The organism is Flavobacteriales bacterium (assembly GCA_025210295.1).
Classification (GTDB): domain Bacteria; phylum Bacteroidota; class Bacteroidia; order Flavobacteriales_D; family Parvicellaceae; genus S010-51.
In genome coordinates, this window is sequence record JAOASC010000019.1 from 1 (window position 1) to 18,809 (window position 18,809).

The 18,809-nt window shown below is 35.6% G+C and carries 12 protein-coding genes and 2 rRNA genes; 8 read left to right on the top strand and 6 right to left on the bottom strand.

What is annotated here, in order from left to right; genetic code table 11:
* A 23S ribosomal RNA gene (locus N4A35_05860) occupies window positions 1–1,141 on the top strand; the annotation flags it as partial.
* 79 nt (window positions 1,142–1,220) lie between these two features.
* Window positions 1,221–1,332 (top strand): 5S ribosomal RNA (gene rrf / locus N4A35_05865).
* Window positions 1,333–1,664: 332 nt separating this feature from the next.
* Here rrf and N4A35_05870 read toward each other — a convergent pair.
* The 6 genes from N4A35_05870 to N4A35_05895 form a co-directional block, all read right to left on the bottom strand.
* A complete protein-coding gene (locus N4A35_05870) occupies window positions 1,665–3,119 on the bottom strand; it encodes a TlpA family protein disulfide reductase (protein MCT4580926.1) in 1,455 nt (484 codons plus the stop codon).
* Between the two features lie 35 nt (window positions 3,120–3,154).
* Window positions 3,155–3,616 (bottom strand): pantetheine-phosphate adenylyltransferase, encoded by a 462-nt coding sequence (gene coaD / locus N4A35_05875; protein MCT4580927.1) that lies wholly within the window; start codon window positions 3,614–3,616, stop codon window positions 3,155–3,157.
* 169 nt (window positions 3,617–3,785) lie between these two features.
* Window positions 3,786–4,574 carry a C40 family peptidase gene (locus N4A35_05880; protein ID MCT4580928.1) on the bottom strand — a complete coding sequence of 263 codons (789 nt, stop codon included), beginning with the start codon at window positions 4,572–4,574 and terminating at the stop codon, window positions 3,786–3,788.
* 47 nt (window positions 4,575–4,621) lie between these two features.
* Complete coding sequence (locus N4A35_05885; protein ID MCT4580929.1) at window positions 4,622–5,578, bottom strand: transketolase family protein; 957 nt, start codon at window positions 5,576–5,578, stop codon at window positions 4,622–4,624.
* A 10-nt stretch (window positions 5,579–5,588) separates the two neighbouring features.
* The gene (locus N4A35_05890) at window positions 5,589–6,971 is read right to left on the bottom strand and encodes a VWA domain-containing protein (protein ID MCT4580930.1); all 1,383 of its coding nucleotides are present in this window, start codon (window positions 6,969–6,971) and stop codon (window positions 5,589–5,591) included.
* A 57-nt stretch (window positions 6,972–7,028) separates the two neighbouring features.
* A complete protein-coding gene (locus N4A35_05895) occupies window positions 7,029–7,874 on the bottom strand; it encodes a transketolase (protein ID MCT4580931.1) in 846 nt (281 codons plus the stop codon).
* A gap of 189 nt (window positions 7,875–8,063) precedes the next feature.
* On the opposite strand from N4A35_05895, the gene N4A35_05900 reads away from it, so the two are divergent.
* The 6 genes from N4A35_05900 to N4A35_05925 all read left to right on the top strand — a co-directional run bounded on the left by N4A35_05900 (window position 8,064) and on the right by N4A35_05925 (window position 18,799).
* Complete coding sequence (locus N4A35_05900) at window positions 8,064–8,447, top strand: hypothetical protein (GenBank protein ID MCT4580932.1); 384 nt, start codon at window positions 8,064–8,066, stop codon at window positions 8,445–8,447.
* Between the two features lie 6 nt (window positions 8,448–8,453).
* Window positions 8,454–10,901, top strand: a complete 2,448-nt coding sequence (locus tag N4A35_05905) for a gliding motility-associated C-terminal domain-containing protein (GenBank protein ID MCT4580933.1) — start codon at window positions 8,454–8,456, stop codon at window positions 10,899–10,901.
* 114 nt (window positions 10,902–11,015) lie between these two features.
* The gene (gene ychF / locus N4A35_05910; GenBank protein MCT4580934.1) at window positions 11,016–12,107 is read left to right on the top strand and encodes a redox-regulated ATPase YchF; all 1,092 of its coding nucleotides are present in this window, start codon (window positions 11,016–11,018) and stop codon (window positions 12,105–12,107) included.
* A 51-nt stretch (window positions 12,108–12,158) separates the two neighbouring features.
* Window positions 12,159–13,229: a type IX secretion system protein PorQ gene (gene porQ / locus N4A35_05915; protein MCT4580935.1), complete on the top strand. Its 1,071-nt coding sequence runs from the start codon at window positions 12,159–12,161 to the stop codon at window positions 13,227–13,229.
* An 82-nt stretch (window positions 13,230–13,311) separates the two neighbouring features.
* The gene (locus N4A35_05920; GenBank protein MCT4580936.1) at window positions 13,312–15,423 is read left to right on the top strand and encodes an RNA-binding transcriptional accessory protein; all 2,112 of its coding nucleotides are present in this window, start codon (window positions 13,312–13,314) and stop codon (window positions 15,421–15,423) included.
* Between the two features lie 37 nt (window positions 15,424–15,460).
* Window positions 15,461–18,799 (top strand): gliding motility-associated C-terminal domain-containing protein, encoded by a 3,339-nt coding sequence (locus tag N4A35_05925; GenBank protein ID MCT4580937.1) that lies wholly within the window; start codon window positions 15,461–15,463, stop codon window positions 18,797–18,799.
* The last annotated feature ends 10 nt before the right edge of the window (window positions 18,800–18,809 follow it).

An 18,809-nucleotide genomic window follows, 5' to 3' on the forward strand; every position in this document is an offset into this window, starting at 1 on the left:
CGCTTACTTCTGGTAAGCCGCAGTGAATAGACCCAGGCGACTGTTTATCAAAAACACATGGCTTTGCTAAATCGAAAGATGATGTATAAGGCCTGACACCTGCCCGGTGCTGGTAGGTTAAGTGGAGATGTTAGCTTCGGCGAAGCAGTTAAATGAAGCCCCAGTAAACGGCGGCCGTAACTATAACGGTCCTAAGGTAGCGAAATTCCTTGTCGGGTAAGTTCCGACCTGCACGAATGGTGTAACGATCTGGGTACTGTCTCGGCCACGAGCTCGGTGAAATTGTAGTAACGGTGAAGATGCCGTTTACCCGCAACGGGACGGAAAGACCCCGTGCACCTTTACTATAGCTTCACGTTGGTATTGGATAATTGATGTGTAGGATAGGTGGGAGATTATGAAGCGGCTTCGCTAGGAGTCGTGGAATCAACCTTGAAATACCACCCTTTAATTATTCGATGCCTAACTTGGGAACAAGGACAGCGTGTGGTGGGTAGTTTGACTGGGGTGGTCGCCTCCAAAAGAGTAACGGAGGCTTCTAAAGGTGCCCTCAGTACGCTTGGTAACCGTACGTAGAGTGTAATGGCACAAGGGCGCTTGACTGTGAGACCGACAAGTCGAGCAGGTACGAAAGTAGAGCATAGAGATCCGGTGGTTCCGCATGGAAGGGCCATCGCTCAAAGGATAAAAGGTACGCCGGGGATAACAGGCTGATCACTCCCAAGAGCTCACATCGACGGAGTGGTTTGGCACCTCGATGTCGGCTCGTCACATCCTGGGGCTGGAGAAGGTCCCAAGGGTTGGGCTGTTCGCCCATTAAAGTGGCACGCGAGCTGGGTTCAGAACGTCGCGAGACAGTTCGGTCCCTATCTGTTGTGGGCGTTAGATATTTGAGAGAACCTGTCCCTAGTACGAGAGGACCGGGATGGACACACCACTGGTGTACCTGTTGTGGCGCCAGCTGCATCGCAGGGTAGCTATGTGTGGTTGAGATAAGCGCTGAAAGCATCTAAGCACGAAACTCTTCTCAAGATGAGATATCTTTTAAGGGTCGTTAAAGACGATGACGTTGATAGGCTACAGGTGTAAAGTCAGTGATGGCAAAGCCGAGTAGTACTAATTACCCGTAAGCTTTTAATAGGAGCATTTTATTTTGAATCGGGTCTGATTACAAGACTAATTTTATTAACTATTTTCAATATGTTATGATATTAACCGTTTTCGGTGACTATTGCAATGGAGTCCACCTCTTCCCATTCCGAACAGAGAAGTTAAGCCCATTAGCGCAGATGGTACTAGAGTAAAATCTGGGAGAGTATGTCGTTGCCGGTTTTTGAAAAGCCTTTACAAAAATAATTGTAAAGGCTTTTTTTTGATGAAAACTTTTTAGCGAAAAATTCGATCGCTCTTAATTAAAGACTAAAATTGAGCCCCTTTATCGTCCCTTGAATATAAAATAGTTTCTTAAGTAAGAATTTTATCTTTGATTTTTTATCATGACATCTACAATAAATAAAGGCCTCTCTAGGATTTATTTATCATTTTAATGTTCGTATGCATGTAGAACTATAAAATAGTCTCTATTGTCTTAATAAAGCTTTAACTTGAAATAATTAACCTTTAAATCAAAGAGTGAAGGGAGAAATTAATAGTATCAGTATATTCTAATTACTTTTACCGCCAACATTACGTGTATTTTTAGGTTCCTTGGCTTTTTTGATATAAAAGAAAGTTTTGTCAATACTAGGTCTTGGATAGTTAGGTGCTGGACTTAAAGCCTGAGCTTCTTGTATTTTCCCATTTTCATCAATTAAGACATAACTCGGAACGCTTAATACCTCATAATTTTTAATTATACTATTCTCTCCTTTATAATGAGCAATATGCCATTTATAAGCTCGGTTATTTTTCATATAAGCAGCAAATTCTTTTTCACTTTCATCTAATGATATACTAATAAACTCAACATATTTACCATATTTTTCATGCAAGTCTTTCATGATTTTTAACTCCTGAATTGCCGTTTGATTCCAAGAAGCAAAGAACTGTAGATAAACATATTTTCCCTTAAAATCTGAAAGAGAGATGGTGTCTTGTTTTATAGTGATTAAATCAAAGTTTGGGGCTTCTGAATTAGGGCTTAATAAATTAATTTGATCAAGCATGTTATCAATTAACTGTTGATGCTCATTAATTGTAGAAGTTTTACGAATTTGACCTAAAATAGATATGATGTTGACAGGATCAAAACTTTTCTGATAATATGATTCATATAAATTCAATAAGGTAACCAATTCTCGTATAGAATCATTTTTAAGAAAAGGGCTATTGACTAATGCCTCATCCAACTTCTGAGCACTACTATAATTATTGATTGCATGTTTAATTTTATCATACAAACCTAAATTTGATTGGAAAAAACCATCGAAATTTTGTTTGAAAAACTCCATGTAGGCATCATTATGATAAAGAATAGGATATTGGTTAAGGTAAACCTCGAATAAATAAATCTTATTTTTCATCATACCTCTCGATAGATAGAGTTGCTCTATACCAGCTACTGAATATTTAATGTATTCATGGAAATATTTATTTTTTATTGGTCTATAGTCTTTGATTAAAACTTTTTTGAGTTCGTTAATGCTGTCTTTGTAACTGTCATCTTGTAAAATAAGTCGTTGCATTCTCAAAGAGTCCCCAAATAAAAAATCATCTATTCTATAATTTAGCTCTAATATTAATCCATTTAAGTCATCTTTTGGTAAATTATCGTAAAGTAATGATACCGTTTGTCCAGTTATTTTCTGAGCATTGAATTCAGCTGCTGGAAAATAAACACTATACTTAGGAGTTGATGGGTCAATATATAAGATCGCAGAAGTATTTCCGATTTCAATTGAGGTCTTTTTTGCTTCTTCAGTCTCTATTTGAAAAGTAGCATAACCTAAACTATCAATTTGCTGTTTGTCTAACTTTTTTGTTTTATAAGTAACAAAATCTTCAGTGGTATTAAGTAAAGCATATTTTCCTTTGTATGCAGGAGCATATAATTTAATCTTTGTTTGGGCAGTTCCCCAAAGTGTAGCCAAGCTTAATATGGTAATGAAAAATAATCGCATAAATGTTGAATAGGTAAACAATTCTTATACCAAGATTAGTCAGTGAGTTTTATCGCAGCTGGAACAAACTGACTAACGTCTCCATTGTTTCTATAGATATCCTTAACAATTGTAGATGAAATAGCACTATATTCGGGTTCTGTTAACAAGAAAAATGTTTCTACATTATTCTTTAAAAGCTTATTCATCTGAGCAATTGTAAATTCATACTCAAAGTCAGCATTAGAACGTAAACCCCTTAGAATATAATTCGCCTCTTGTTTGATGCAGAAGTCAACAGTGAGTCCGCTGTAAGTCATTACTTCAACATTGGGAACATCTGCAAAAGTCTCCTTAATCCATTGCTCACGGGTAGGATGATCAAACATTCCTTTTTTGGAAGAGTTAACTCCTATTGCAACAATGATTTTATCGAATAAGGGAGCAGCCCTTTTCACAATAGATTCATGTCCTTTAGTTATGGGATCAAAAGATCCAGGGAATACAGCTATTTTCATATTTGTTGCTTAAGAATTGATTATACTAAAAACGTGGTGAATTAGGTACGAAGATACTGTTTGAAAGTTACACCTAGAGCTTCTTTTATAACAATATATACAAAAAGAGGAATAAACTTTTTAGATATAAGCTTGATAGAAAGAATTAATAAAAGACAAGAAAAGCTTCTTATTCAAAGTATCGTTTAATGATTCTTAGTTGATGCGTATAGCTTTTAGTTTCTTCATTATAAATACCTTGATGATCTAGTAGATCTATACGTACTTGACCAGAGGCGTGAATAATCTTGTTGTCATTTAAGATAATTCCCACATGAGTAATGCGTCCTTCAGCGTTATCAAAAAAAGCTAAGTCTCCAACTTGAGCATTAGCTACAAAATTAATCGTGTCACCTTCTTCCGCTTGTTGATAGGCATCTCGAGGTAATTGATAACCACAAAGCTTATAAACCATTTGAGAAAAGCCAGAACAATCTATTCCTGCTGGAGATTTACCTCCCCATAAATACGGAGCATTATGGTATTGCATGGCAAAGCTTTCAATATTTTGAATATCTTTTTGGGCAATATTTCCTTCAAATCGATATTGCTCGTTACGAATCCTTACTTTATTACGATGGTAGTAGGGCAGGGTAGCACCAAGAGGTAAATAGAAAGTACCTTTATTGTCATGATGTAGTTTAGTTAGAGTATCGCCAACTAAATCAAATTCATTTAATGTCAATTCATCAAACTCTTGTCCAGTAATTTCAGTAAACTGCTTTCGACAAATCCATGCTTCATAAGCATCATATTGAATTCGAATTTTAATCCATTTTTCTTGTTCTTCAAGAACTGTATAATGCTCACCAAAAAGTAATTGTGTCACAATTTCAGCGCGGTCATTAGGTTCAGCTCGACAAGGGATTACAGATAATGTGCAGATACCATAAGACATAATTCTATTTTTTAAATGCATAGAAAAAGGTTAATTTTCACTTAACCTTTTTCTAATTATGCAGTCGTTTATTTTTTACGTTGAATGGCTTTTTTGGCCGAAGCAACAATATTAGCAGTGTCTAATCCATATTTAGTCATCAACTCATTAGGCGTTCCACTTTCACCAAAAGAATCGTTAACAGCAACAAACTCCATTGGCGTTGGGTGATTTGTAGCTAAAACTTGAGCAATACTTTCACCTAAACCACCAGCTATTTGATGTTCTTCAGCACTTACAACAGCTCCAGTTTTTTTAGCAGACTCTATAATGGCATTGGTATCTAATGGTTTAATCGTATGAATATTGATCACTTCAACGCTAATACCTTCAGCTTCTAATTCTTTAGCAGCTTCTAAAGACTTCCATACAAGATGTCCTGTAGCAAAAATAGTCACATCTTTTCCTTCTGTTAAAGGCAAGGCTTTTCCAATTTCAAAAGCTTGATCTTCTGGAATAAAAATAGGAACTTTTGGTCTTCCAAACCTCAAGTAAACAGGTCCATGGTGCTTTGCTATTGCAATAGTAGCTGCTTTAGTTTGATTGTAGTCACAAGGATTAATAACGGTCATTCCAGGAAGCATCTTCATCATTCCGATATCTTCTAAAACTTGGTGAGTAGCACCATCTTCTCCTAATGTTAATCCAGCATGAGAAGCACAAATTTTTACATTTTTATCAGAATAAGCAATCGACTGTCTAATTTGATCATAAACCCTACTTGTAGAAAAATTTGCAAAAGTACCAGTATAAGGTATCTTTCCTCCAATAGTCATCCCCGCTGCTATTCCCATCATATTAGCTTCCGCAATTCCTACCTGAAAGAATCTTTCTGGATGCTCATCTTTAAATTGATTCATTTTTAAAGACCCCGTTAAATCTGCGCATAAAGCAACAACATCTTTATTTGTTCTTCCAAGTTCTGTTAAGCCGTCTCCAAAGCCAGAACGGGTATCTTTGTTGCCTAATACAGGATATTCTTTCATAATTGGTGATTTAAAAAGTTATTTTTTCAGTTAGATTTGGTGATATTTTTATTTCTTTCTCAATGGTGTGTGCTGTATTCATTGATTTTTCAGATCGATATACAATTCTATATTTTCCAGGTTGTAATTTATAGCCTACAAAACTAGCTGATTCTGTTAGATTGCATACCCACTTATTTTGACCGTCTTTGATTTGAAAGATAGCACATGGGCCTGCTCCTTTGCTTATTTCAAGTGTTCCGTTTTGTGGAATCGTAATAGCAGTTGATTTACTTTGGTTTATTTTAACATCCTCTATATAGATTCGAGGTAAGGTAAGAATTTCTAGATCGTAGGTACCTACAATATAAGAGTGATCATAGTTGAGTTGCTGAACGTTTAATGTAGACATTTTCCCTTTTTCTCTTACAATACAATTAATATTGGTGAATTTAGAGTCAGATCCTTGAAGCTTTAAGGAAAGTTTTCCTTGAGGAGCAGGTATTTCTATTGTATTATGAATTCCAGCTTTAAGTTTGATGTGTTCTTTGATTTGTTCAGGAACAGTATGTACAACAACTTTGTAGGTATATAATGGGTTTAAAGATATGGTGTCTGGAACCTGTTTACGGTTGATGGTGTGCATGTAAGTATGCATAAGCCGACCGTTTCTCTCATTATAAATAGACATGGTAACATCAGTTTCCTTCGCTTCTCCTTTGGTATTTAGTAAATTGATTTGGGCAGTGGTGTTATTTAAGGCTTGACTAATTACAAAATTCAAAACACTCTCAAAAGCATCTTCTGTTTCTGCACTCATAAATTCACCAATACATTCGAATTGACTTAAATAACTTGTGTCGAGTCCTAATCCAATAATGAATGGTTGAAGTTTAATTCCTTTTGCTTTCAATGCTCTTGAAACAGCGCAAGGATCTTCATCACAAGCTTCTATACCATCAGAAATTAGAATGATTACGTTTCTACAGTTATCACAGTCTGGAAAATCTTCAGCAGCATATTCCAGTGAACGAGCAATAGGAGTAGTCCCTTTAGGTTGTAATCCTCTAATTTTACTCTGTATTTTAGTAATGTTAGCCACTCCACTTGCCAAAGGAACTTCTAGTTTGGTGTCAGAGCAGTCTTGATGACCAGGGATAATTCTGGTTTGGTGACCATACATTCTTAACCCTACTTCAATATTGTCTAAGCCTTTTAAACTATCTAATGTTTGTGTTAATAGCTTTTTGGCTACCTTAATTTTTGTCCCTTTTTCCCATTGGGCATTCATACTGTTGGAACCATCAAAAATGAATAATATTCTTGTTGTTGGAACAGCTTGACTATAACCTAATTGGATTGAACCCAAAGGAAATAGCAAGAGAACAGTAAGTATTTTAATAAAACTTTTCATTCATTATAATTTTTGAGATTCATTAGTTCAATAATGATTCCAAAAATTAATTTACGTTTAATAATCGCCTAAAGTTTCAGGATTTTGAGCTAACGCAGAAGCTAATTGCTCATCATTTGGTGGTGAACCATGCCATTTATGAGTTCCCATCATAAAGTCAACACCATTTCCCATTTCAGTTTTCATGATAATAGCAATAGGTTGCCCATTACCAGCTAATGCTTTAGCCTTTTCCAAGGTTTCAATTACTTCAGCTACATGATTACCATCCATAGTGAGAACTTTCCATCCGAAAGCACTTAATTTCGCATTGAGATCCCCTAGTGGAAGTACATCATCAATATCACCATCAATTTGTTTGTGGTTATAATCAATCGTAGCAATAAGGTTGTCGACATTTTTTCCAGCTGCATACATTAAAGCTTCCCAAATCTGTCCTTCTTGTAGCTCACCATCACCATGTAAGGTATAGACTAGAGCAGGATCATTATTCAATTTTTTTGTTTCAGCAGCTCCAATGGCTACAGAGAGTCCTTGTCCTAATGAACCACTAGCAATTCTTACACCAGGTAAACCTTCATGAGTAGTAGGATGCCCTTGTAAACGGGTGTTTAATTTTCTAAAAGATGCTAATTCATTAACAGGGAAATAGCCTACGCGAGCCAAAACGCTATATAAAACTGGAGATATATGACCATTAGAAAGAAAGAATAAATCCTCATTTTTACCATCCATTTTAAAATCAGATGGTGTGTGTGTCATCGTATGATTATACAAAACAGTAAGAAACTCGGTACAACCTAGTGAACCACCAGGATGACCAGACTGTACAGCATGTACCATTCTTACTATATCTCTTCTTGTTTGAGTACATTTTCGTTCTAATTCTTCAATTTGATGCATCTTTTTTTGATTTAATTACGTCGATATTACAAATGTAAGTTTTTTGAGAATAAAAAAGTACAATATGACACTCCTATTTTAACTATAAATTTTAGGAATACTATTTTAGATATAATTAGGAGGTAATAATTAACGAAAAGGTAACAGAAATTTATTATCTTAGCAAACTGTTTTTAAACTATACTACTAATGATTAAGAAATTACTATTGTGTTCAATAGCCTTTGCAGGTGTTGGACTACTCTATGGGCAGGACGTTGAACCTGATTCTAGGTTAACGGTTAAATATACCAAAAGTGAATTGCAAGAATTAAAGTCAAATGATCAAGAACAATTGGAATTCTTGAATTTTTGTATTGACAACGCTTATACAATCATGCCATTTCCTGAAGAAAAAGCAGCTGCTTCGGAAATTAGAGGAAGCGTTACCTTGGGTAATATGAATGAAATTAACTTTTTTAGTTTAGGATATGAATTAGAAGAGGAAAATTGGCAGTATTACCGAATCAATGGGAGCCAAAAGATGTTAGTAATCTTCTCGAAAGAAGAGGTTTTACGTAGAATGAAAAAATAGTTGACCATGAAGAATTTTATTATAACAGGATTAATATCAGTATTGAGTTTATCATTTTATGGTCAAACTTTAATATCAGCTGCAGATACTACATGTGATTGTTCAAACGCAAGTAGTGTTTTTAATGATGGAAGTAATGCCAATTTCCAAGATGCAGGAGGTGGAGCTGATTATAGCTCAAACGAGAATGAAGTCATTACGTTTTGTCCAGATGCTGGTGCTTCAAAGGTTTCGGCAACATTTGCAACTAACTCAGGTTTCTCTTGGGATGTTGATGCTTCTGATACTTTATATGTTTATGATGGACCGTCGACTTCAAGCCCACTGATAGGAGCTTATAATTCAACAACAGATCCAAATGGATTTTTTGCGATAGCTTCTTGGAATAATCCAAGTGGTTGTTTAACATTTCAATTTGTGAGTAATGGTTCTGCTGAAGGAACTGGTTGGGATGCTAACATTTCTTGTGGAAATCCTCCTCAACCATTTGAAGTACATATGGAAGGTTTTATCAATGGTCAAGCAAATGGAGCTGATGATATGACGAACGATTTGAATCCAGTGGATACTGGATATATTGATATTTGTTTAGGAGATTCAATTATGTTGGTTGCAAATCCAGTATTCCCACATGATCCTTCTGTTACAGGTAATGGAGGTTACGATCAGATAGGAAATCATACGATCAACTGGGAGGCAACAAATGGTTTTTCAGCAACAGGTGATACGGTATGGTTTAAGCCAACTTTTCAAAGTGGATATTTAATTACACTTAGTGTTGTTGATGCTTTTCCTCAAACAGAAGGGTTAATGATGGTTGTAAGAGTATCAACTACACCTAGTTTTACAACTTGTACAGCATTAGATGATACAATATGTGAAGGACAAGTAACACAGTTAGTAGGGGGAATTACTCCAGGGGATACTGTTGGTGTTCAGGCAACAACAGGAGCTGTAGAAATTGGTGGAACATTCGCTAGTTTAACATTTTTACCTGATGGTTCAGGGCAAAATTACACTACAGATGTAAGTATTTCTGGGTTTCCAGCAAATGGAACAATCCAATCAGCTACAGATATTAATAGAATTTGCTTAAGTATGGAGCATTCTTTCTTAGGTGATTTAGAAATGATGTTGACATGTCCAAATGGTCAGTCTGTGACTGTATTTAATTCATATACAGGATCAGGACTTTTCCCAGGAGGATTCGGAGGTGGAGGTACTTACCTTGGAGGAGCAAATGATACCGGTAACGGTACCGTTGGTGTCTGTGAAGAATATTGTTTTTCTGAAATGCCAGGGTCATTAGCAAGTTGGGCAGTGTTAGATGCTGGAACAGGAATACCAACTTCTCCAGCTACAGGACCGTCAACAGGGACAATGGTTACTCCAGGTACATATAATCCTGAAGAGTCATTCTTCCCAGCTTTACAAGGATGCCCAATTAATGGAAACTGGACAATTACTGTTAGAGATAACTTAGGGATAGATGATGGTTACATTTGTGAATGGGGAATTTTCTTTGATGCCACATTGAACCCTAATAACGAAACATATACGGCGTCAATTGTGAATGAATTCTGGAGTCCAGATCCAACAATTATAACAGGTGATAATGATACAGCGATTATCGTACAACCGCCATTAGGAACAACAGGTTATACTTTTAATGTTGAAGATAGTTTTGGATGTGCTTATGATACAACAGTATTGGTTGAAGTGATCCAAGGACCATCAATTAATAGTCCAACAACAAGTTGTTTAGGAGATGATATTCAATTTTCAGGAACTTATGCTCCTGAAGGTGGAAATTGGTCATTCTCTGGACCAGGAAGTATTTCTTTCTTCCCAAATACAACATTTATTAACCCTAAAGTAACAGCAGATCAAGCTGGAACGTATTCTATAATATTCATGGATAATCAATGTGGAGATACAACAATTCAACAGGTTACATTCTTACCGTCTCCAACAGCAAATATTGTTCAAGATTCGGCAACTATTTGTAGTGGAGATTCTATTATAATGGCTGTTGAAACTTCTGACCCTAATAATGTAATATGGTTGTTTAATGGCGATACGATTTCGAATTCAGTATTAGTATCAATGGCTACTCAAGGGGTCTATACTGCCGATGTGTCAAGTCAATGTGGTTCAGCATCTGATGCTTTTGAATTATTCGTAGAAGATTGTAGAATGCCAAATGTTATCACTCCAAATGGTGATGGTCATAATGACATCTTTTACACTAATATTGCTGATAACTATACTGATACTCACGTTACAATATTCAACAGATGGGGAAGAAAAGTATATGAAAATACCAATTATGATAATTCATGGAATGGAGTAAATAAAGGTGGAGCAGCTTTACCAGGTGGTGTTTATTACTATGTATTAACATACAATGGTGGTTCACAAGAACAAAAAGGCTTTATTACATTAATTAAATAAAAGAATCAATTAGTTAAAGTTTAAATAAAAGCTCCCATTTGGGAGCTTTTTTTGTTGGTACATACTTGTAAAAAATGTATTTTCGCACCACATTTAAATAAATATAGTATGGCTTTGAAATGCGGAATTGTAGGATTACCAAATGTGGGTAAATCAACGTTGTTTAATTGTTTGTCAAATGCGGTAGCACAAAGTGCTAACTTCCCATTTTGTACAATAGAACCGAATGTAGGAACCATTACTGTTCCAGATGAAAGAATAACTAAATTAGAAAACTTAGTAAGTCCTGAACGAGTAGTACCAACAACTATAGAAATAGTTGATATTGCTGGTTTAGTTAAAGGAGCTCACAAAGGAGAAGGTTTAGGAAATCAATTTTTGGCTAATATTAGAGAAGTCGATGCGATTATTCATGTGGTAAGATGTTTTGAAGACGGAAATGTGATACATGTTGATGGTAGTGTAGATCCCGTAAGAGATAAAGAGGTGATTGATATAGAATTGCAATTGAAAGACCTTGAAACTGTTGAAAAAAGAATTGCAGGAGTTGCAAGAAAAATTAAGTCTGGAGATAAAGAAGCAATTAAGCAAAATGAATTATATGGAGAGTTAAAAGAATTGCTTGAGTCAGGTAAATCGGCTCGTTCTTTAACTTTAGATGAGGATAAACAAGCATTGTTGGATGAACTGCAATTAATTACAGCAAAGCCTGTGATGTACCTTTGTAATGTGGATGAGGCTTCCGTAAAAGATGGAAACGCTTATGTTGATGCCTTAAAAGAAGCTGTAAAAGGTGAGGGAGCAGAGGTTTTAGTTTTAGGTGCTGCTATTGAGGCTGATATCAATGAACTGGAAACTTATGAAGAGCGTCAATTATTTTTGGACGATTTAGGATTAGATGAGCCAGGCGTAAGTAAATTGATTAAGTCAGCGTATCAATTGTTAAACCTATCGACTTATTTTACAGTAGGAGTGAAAGAAGTAAGAGCTTGGACTATTACAACAGGGATGACAGCTCCTCAAGCTGCTGGAGTAATTCATACAGACTTTGAAAAAGGGTTTATTAGAGCCGAGGTAATAAAATATCCAGACTTTATAGAATTGGGCTCAGAAGCTAAAATTAAAGAGGCTGGAAAACTTCAGGTAAATGGAAAAGATTATGTAGTAGAAGATGGAGATATCATGCATTTTAGATTTAATGTATAATTTCTCTATTGTTTTATACTAATTTTAATTTGCTTTCGTTAGCCTATTAGCATGAAGCATTACCTAATAATTATTAGCTTTTTTACCTGTTTTTATAGTTTCTCTCAAATAGGGGGAGAACAAACATATCAGTTCTTAAACTATACCAACTCAGCTAGAGTTGAGGGGGCAGGAGGATACCTTATTGCAATAAGAGATAACGATCCCTCATTAGGGGTGGAGAATCCTGCATTGTTGAATCGTTCAATGCATGGTTATTTGGTGTTGGATTATACCAATCAGTTTGCAGGTGCAAATTTTGGTTTTTCTTCCTACACTAAACATTATGCTAATGTAGGTACATTTAATGCTAGTCTTTTGTATGCAAATTATGGAAAGTTTGATTATGCAAATGCTGAGGGAATACTTACTGGAGGAAGTTTTACAGCTAGTGATTTAGCTTTAAGGCTTAGCTATGGTAGACCAATTTCTGAAAGGTTTTCAGTAGGAGCTAACTTCAATGTTTTAGGAAGTTTTTATGAACAGTATAATTCTTTTGGGATAAGTGGAACTTTAGGGGCTAGCTATTATAATGAAGAAAAAGAATTTTCGAGTGGCCTATTAATTAAAAATATTGGTTATCAGTTAAAATCATATAGGAGTAATAATAAAGAGCAATTACCTTTTAATGCAGTAATAGCTGTTTCTAAAAAATTAGCACATGCTCCTTTTCGTTTTTCATTTACTTATCATAATTTACAACGATTTAACTTGCTGTATTTCGATGAAGATGCTCCGGTAGAGACAGATCCTTTAACAGGTGAAGTGGTTGAAAATAAAGCGCCAGGATTTGGAAAAAAGTTAGTGCAACACATTATTATTGGAGGAGAACTAATTTTATCCGATAACTTTCATATTCAAGCTGGTTATAACCATTTTGTAAGGACAATGAGTAAGGTCTCAGCAAAAACAGGAGCTGCTGGTTTATCTTGGGGAATAGGTTTTAAAGTGAAACGTTTCCATTTAAGCTATGGAATGGGGAAACGTCATATTGCAGGAGCCAATAATCATATCACAATTTCAACCAATATTGGAAAACAAGTTCCTGCCGAGGATACTTTTTATCGCCAGCATCAAAAATAGATAAAAGGCTGACTTTTTTAAGGAGGTATTATATTATATGTGCTAATTCAATACTATCTTTGCTTTCATTACGAATGGTGATATGAATACAGCAGATTTTGCAAAGATAATAGGGGTCAAAGAGACACAAATAAAAAGAGTAGAACAACTCATTGAAGAGGGGGCAACCCTACCTTTTATTGCTCGTTATCGAAAAGATTATACAGGAGGAATAACAGATATTGAATTAGAAAAAATAGCATCGTTTTTAACTCAAAAAAAGCAGTTTGAAGAACGTAAAGAGACTATTTTTAAAGCATTGAAAACCCTGAATGTACTAACAGATTCTTTAGCGGAAGAGTTGAATAAATCCAAAACAATTCAGGGATTAGAGGACCTTTATGCTCCATTTAAACCAAGAAGGAAGTCAAAAGTAGATGTGGCAATTGAAAATGGTTTGGCTCCTTTAGCAAAAATGCTGATGGCTCAAAATGGTACAGCTATAGAAAGCATCGCAAATCGCTATGTAAAAAATGGAATCAAGACTATAGATGAAGTGCTAGAGGGAACAGTTGATATTGCTGCATTATGGATTAGTGAACGGGTAAATATAAAGCAGCAATTGAGAAAGCTATATTGGAGAAAAGCTGTTTTAAAAACTAAATTGGTAAAAGGAAAGGAAGAAGCGGGAGAGAAGTATAGAGACTATTACGATTATGAAGAAAGGTTAGGACGACTAAAATCTCATCGTTTTTTGGCTATTTATAGGGCACAAGATGAGGGGATTTTAAAAGTCAATATAGCTCCTGAAAAAACAGAAGCAATTGAAATTATAGAACGATATGTTCTTAAATCAAATCACCAAGATACTTTTCTGTCAAAAGCAATTGTTAAGTCCTATTCCAAGTATTTTAAACCAACTTTAGAAGCAGAGGTAAGAAAAGAATTGAAAACGCAATTTGATGATGAAGCTATTGTTGTGTTTGCTAATAATTTAAAACAATTATTACTCCAAGCTCCACTAGGAGGTAAGCGTATTTTGGCCATAGATCCTGGCTTTAAATCAGGATGTAAATTAGTCTGTTTAAATGAAAATGGAGATCTATTATCTAATGCGACAATATATCCCCACCCACCTCAAAAGGAAGTTACTTCTTCTAAAAAGAAAGTCGCTACTCTAATAGAACAATATAAGATTGAAGCTATAGCCTTAGGAAATGGTACAGCAAGTCGTGAGACCGAACGTTTTTTAAAAAGTATACACTACCGAAATGATTTATCAATTTATATCGTCAATGAAGCTGGAGCCTCTGTATATTCAGCATCAAAAGTTGCAAGGGAAGAGTTTCCTAATTATGATGTAACTGTAAGAGGAGGGGTGTCTATAGGTAGGCGTTTAATCGATCCTCTAGCTGAGTTGGTAAAAATAGACCCTAAGAGTATTGGGGTTGGACAATATCAACACGATGTGAATCAGAATAAGTTAAAGAGTAAGTTAGATTATACCGTTGAAAACTGTGTTAACAGTGTTGGTGTAAACCTCAATACAGCAAGTAAATATTTATTGTCTTATGTTGCAGGGATAGGTCCGCAATTAGCAGAAAACATCATTAAATATCGTGCAGAACATGGTAGTTTTAAATCAAGAAAAGACTTGATCAAAGTACCGAAATTAGGAAAAAAAGCTTTTGAACAAGCATCAGGTTTTTTGAGGATAGTTGAGGCAAGTAATCCATTAGATAATAGTGGGGTACACCCTGAAAATTATAAGCTGGTGGAGTTAATTGCTCATGAACACCAAACATCAATTGTTGATTTAATAGGGAATGCATCAGCTGTTAATGCCATTCAATGGTCCAATTATTCAACAGATGAAGTAGGTGTACATACATTGGCAGATATAAAAAAAGAGTTATTACAACCTAATCGAGATCCTCGAAATAAGTTAAAAGCATTTGCATTTGCTAAAATCAATTCTATAGCTGATATTGAGGTTGGTATGGTGTTACCTGGAATCGTTAATAATGTAACTAATTTTGGTGCTTTTGTTGATATTGGGATCAAAGAAAATGGATTGATACATATTTCAGAATTAGCAGATGAATATGTTAGTAACCCTGCCAGCGTAATTGCGTTACAGCAACAAGTGCAAGCAAGGGTGATTAATATAGATAAAGAACGAAAAAGAATTAATTTAAGTTTAAAATCGCAATAATAAACAACTTCTAAAGCAATTATACGTTAGTTATACAGTGGGAATCCTAAAGAAAATAACACAAGCAATTCAATTGTTAACCCTAACAGTTGTTATGCTGTTGGTTGTCAATAAAATGTGGGCAAACCACCTTGTTGGTGGAGAGTTAACATGGGCTTGTTTGGGTACAGGGGAGTATATCTTTCAAGTAAAGGTCTATCAAGATTGTAATCAATTTCAACCACCACCAACCTCCATGCAGATAAAGGTTTGGAACAACCCCAACCTTTCAATTATACCATTAACAAATGTAGGTAGTAATGACTTTTCGTTAGTTTGTACTGAAGTTCCTGGAGGTGATCCGCAATACGATTGTGCAACTCCTGGAAGCGGAAGTATTTCAGAATATGTTTTGCAAAGTGCGCCCCTTACATTAACAGGTGTCCCTCCTGTAGATGGTTGGCATTTCACATGGGATGCTTTTTTTAGAACGGGCGTAGCTCAAAACTTAACTAATGCTCAAAATGCAGGGTTGACATTACATGCATCAATGTATAGTTATAATGGCCAAAGTGCAGCTCCTTGCTTTGACAATTCACCACAGTTTATTAAACCACCGCTTAATGTTGTTTGTGCCTCAGAAGATATCGCATACAATATTGGAGGATTTGATAGCGATTTAGATTCAATTAGTTATCAGTTTGCAGATGCTTTAAATAATGATTTTGGAACTAATTTTACACCTCCAACTTCACCAAGTATCGTAGCTTGGGAAGCTGGATACAGTACGAATAATCAGTTGCCAAATTCCAATCAAAATGCAGCCAATACTGGCGCAACATTAAATCCTAGTTCTGGTGCGTTAACGTTTAATGCTGTTACATTAGGAAATTTTAGCACTGTCGTAAAAGTAGAATCGTGGAGGTGTGGGCAATTAATAGCTGTTGTTTATAGGGAGATGCTTATTAATATAGTGAATTGTGCTGGAAGTAATATTCCCCCAACAATGACTTTATCTGGGATAACTGGAAACGCAGTTACCGTAAACGCAGGAGATATCGTAACTTTTGATATTCTAGCTCAAGATAACGGATTGTTATCCAATGGAGCAGACCAAAGTGTAACGTTAAATATATATGGTGGAGAAGTAGGAGATGGGTTAACCAATCCTAACTCTGGTTGTCCTTTTACGCCATGTGCAACTGCAAGTGGGGGAATGCCTTTAACCAACCCGCAAATAGTGAACTCAACTTTTAATTGGGAAACCAGTTGTAATTTATTTACAGAAGACTGCTATCGCCCACAAAAAACGTTTTACTTTACTATTGTTGCCCAAGACGATTATTGCTCCTTACCTGGACAAAATGAAACTACTGTTGCAATTACAGTAAATAATCAACCGCCAATTGAAAGCCCTCCCATTCACTGTGCGGATGTAGCTGCAAATGGAGCCGTGACGTTAAATTGGGATGCGCCTGTAAATAGCAACAACTCTTTTCAGGAATATCGCATTTATGCGTCTAATAATACCAGTTATAATTTAGTCGGAACAATACCGAATATTAATACTACCACATTCAATCATCCTAATGCAGATGCTCACATTGCTCCTGTGAAGTATTTAGTTAAATCAGTTTATGGGTGCAACAGCTCAGAAAGTCTAGTTTTAGATACGGTTTCGACCATCTTTCTGACCGTTAACAACCCTAGTGATGGAACAGCTGTTTTGCAGTGGAACCCAATGAGTGTTCCTCCAATTAGTTCAGCTTATAATTGGTATTATATTTATCAAGAATATCCTGCTGGAACTTGGACGTTGATAGATTCAACAGAATATGGGGATGAGTACTATCGAGATACAATTGCTGTTTGCGATGCATTCTTAAATTATAAAATAGAACTAAAAGATCAGTCAGGGTGTTCATCCTTTTCAAATATTGATGGCGATCAATTTCAAGATATGTTACCTCCAAATTTACCCCTCTTAAATTGGGTGACTGTAGATACAGCAACTGGAAATGCCGCTTTAAATTGGAACCCTAGTTCATCTGAAGATGCTAGCGCTTATATTGTGTTTCAGTTTTTTGGAGGGGGCTGGATAGCCATTGATACTGTTCATGGATATAACTCAACAAATTATACTTATCTTAATTCTAATGCCGATGATTATAGTGAGACCTATGCCTTAGCAGTTTATGACAGTTGTTTTAGTCCTACACCAAATACTAGCCCATTAGGAATACAACAAGAAACAATGTTTATTACAACAACGCTAGATGTTTGCCAAAAAACAGTCGCTTTAAAGTGGAACGCTTATAAAAATTGGATAGATCATGTTAAAGAATATCAAATAGAAGCATCAGTGAATGGAGGACCATATAATATTGTTGGAGTGACGACAGATACCTCTTTCGTTTTCGAGGGAGGGCTAGCCAATACTAATTATTGTTTTTTAGTAAAAGCAGTTGCAAATGATGCCGTCAAAACTTCTTTGTCAAATATTAGTTGCCTTTTTTTACATCAGCCTCCAACACCAGCGTTTAATTATCTACAAACAGCTACAGTTGTTGATGATCATGAAATAGAGGTCAGAGTTCATCAAGATTTAGCGGCTCAGATTTCAAACTTTAGGTTAGAGCGATCTTCCGATAATAGCCCAGGGAGCTATGAAGAAATAGCAATAACAGCAGGGACCAACACTCCAATTGTATTTAATGATCTTGATGTAAGCGCCAAGGAACAAGCTTATTTTTATCGAGTGATGGTTGAGGATAGTTGTGGAAGACCAACAACTTATTCTAATATAGGAAAAACAATAGTATTGAATGTTACAGAAAATACCACGCAGTTATCCAATTTGGTTCAATGGTCGGCTTACCAACAGTGGAACGGGAATATTATTGCTTATGAAGTTTATCGCTCTATTAATGGTGTTTTCGAAACAACTCCTGTAGTTACATTACCGCCCAATAAATTCTTTTACAATGATGATGTTAGCGATGTGATTGGAACAACTGTTGAGGGAGAGTTTTGTTATTATGTAAAGGCGGTAGAAAGCACCAATACTTTTGGTATTAATGAAACAAGTGAGTCCAATGTTAATTGTGCTTATCAAAACCCTATAGTATATGTACCCAATGCATTACTCATAAATGGACATAATAATACCTGGAAACCAGTAGTGAGTTTAATAGAATATGACTCTTATGAAGTCAGAGTTTTTAACCGCTTTAGTGAAATAATTTTTGAAACTAATGATGTTCATCAGGCATGGGATGGAACGCATCGAAAAAATGGAAAAATGGTTCAGCATGGTTTGTATATTTATCAGATTACTTTCCGAAGAGCTGATGGAGAATATCAAGAATTAAGAGGACATATTACTTTGATTAGATAGTTCCAAAATA

Excerpts from the sequence above, each read along its gene's own strand:
- N4A35_05890 (MCT4580930.1), bottom strand. The coding sequence starts at position 6,971 with ATGAAAAGTTTTATTAAAATACTTACTGTTCTCTTGCTATTTCCTTTG.
- coaD (MCT4580927.1), bottom strand. The coding sequence starts at position 3,616 with ATGAAAATAGCTGTATTCCCTGGATCTTTTGATCCCATAACTAAAGGA.
- N4A35_05895 (MCT4580931.1), bottom strand. The coding sequence starts at position 7,874 with ATGCATCAAATTGAAGAATTAGAACGAAAATGTACTCAAACAAGAAGA.
- N4A35_05920 (MCT4580936.1), top strand. The coding sequence starts at position 13,312 with ATGAATACAGCAGATTTTGCAAAGATAATAGGGGTCAAAGAGACACAA.
- N4A35_05870 (MCT4580926.1), bottom strand. The coding sequence starts at position 3,119 with ATGCGATTATTTTTCATTACCATATTAAGCTTGGCTACACTTTGGGGA.
- N4A35_05880 (MCT4580928.1), bottom strand. The coding sequence starts at position 4,574 with ATGCATTTAAAAAATAGAATTATGTCTTATGGTATCTGCACATTATCT.
- porQ (MCT4580935.1), top strand. The coding sequence starts at position 12,159 with ATGAAGCATTACCTAATAATTATTAGCTTTTTTACCTGTTTTTATAGT.
- N4A35_05905 (MCT4580933.1), top strand. The coding sequence starts at position 8,454 with ATGAAGAATTTTATTATAACAGGATTAATATCAGTATTGAGTTTATCA.
- N4A35_05900 (MCT4580932.1), top strand. The coding sequence starts at position 8,064 with ATGATTAAGAAATTACTATTGTGTTCAATAGCCTTTGCAGGTGTTGGA.
- N4A35_05885 (MCT4580929.1), bottom strand. The coding sequence starts at position 5,578 with ATGAAAGAATATCCTGTATTAGGCAACAAAGATACCCGTTCTGGCTTT.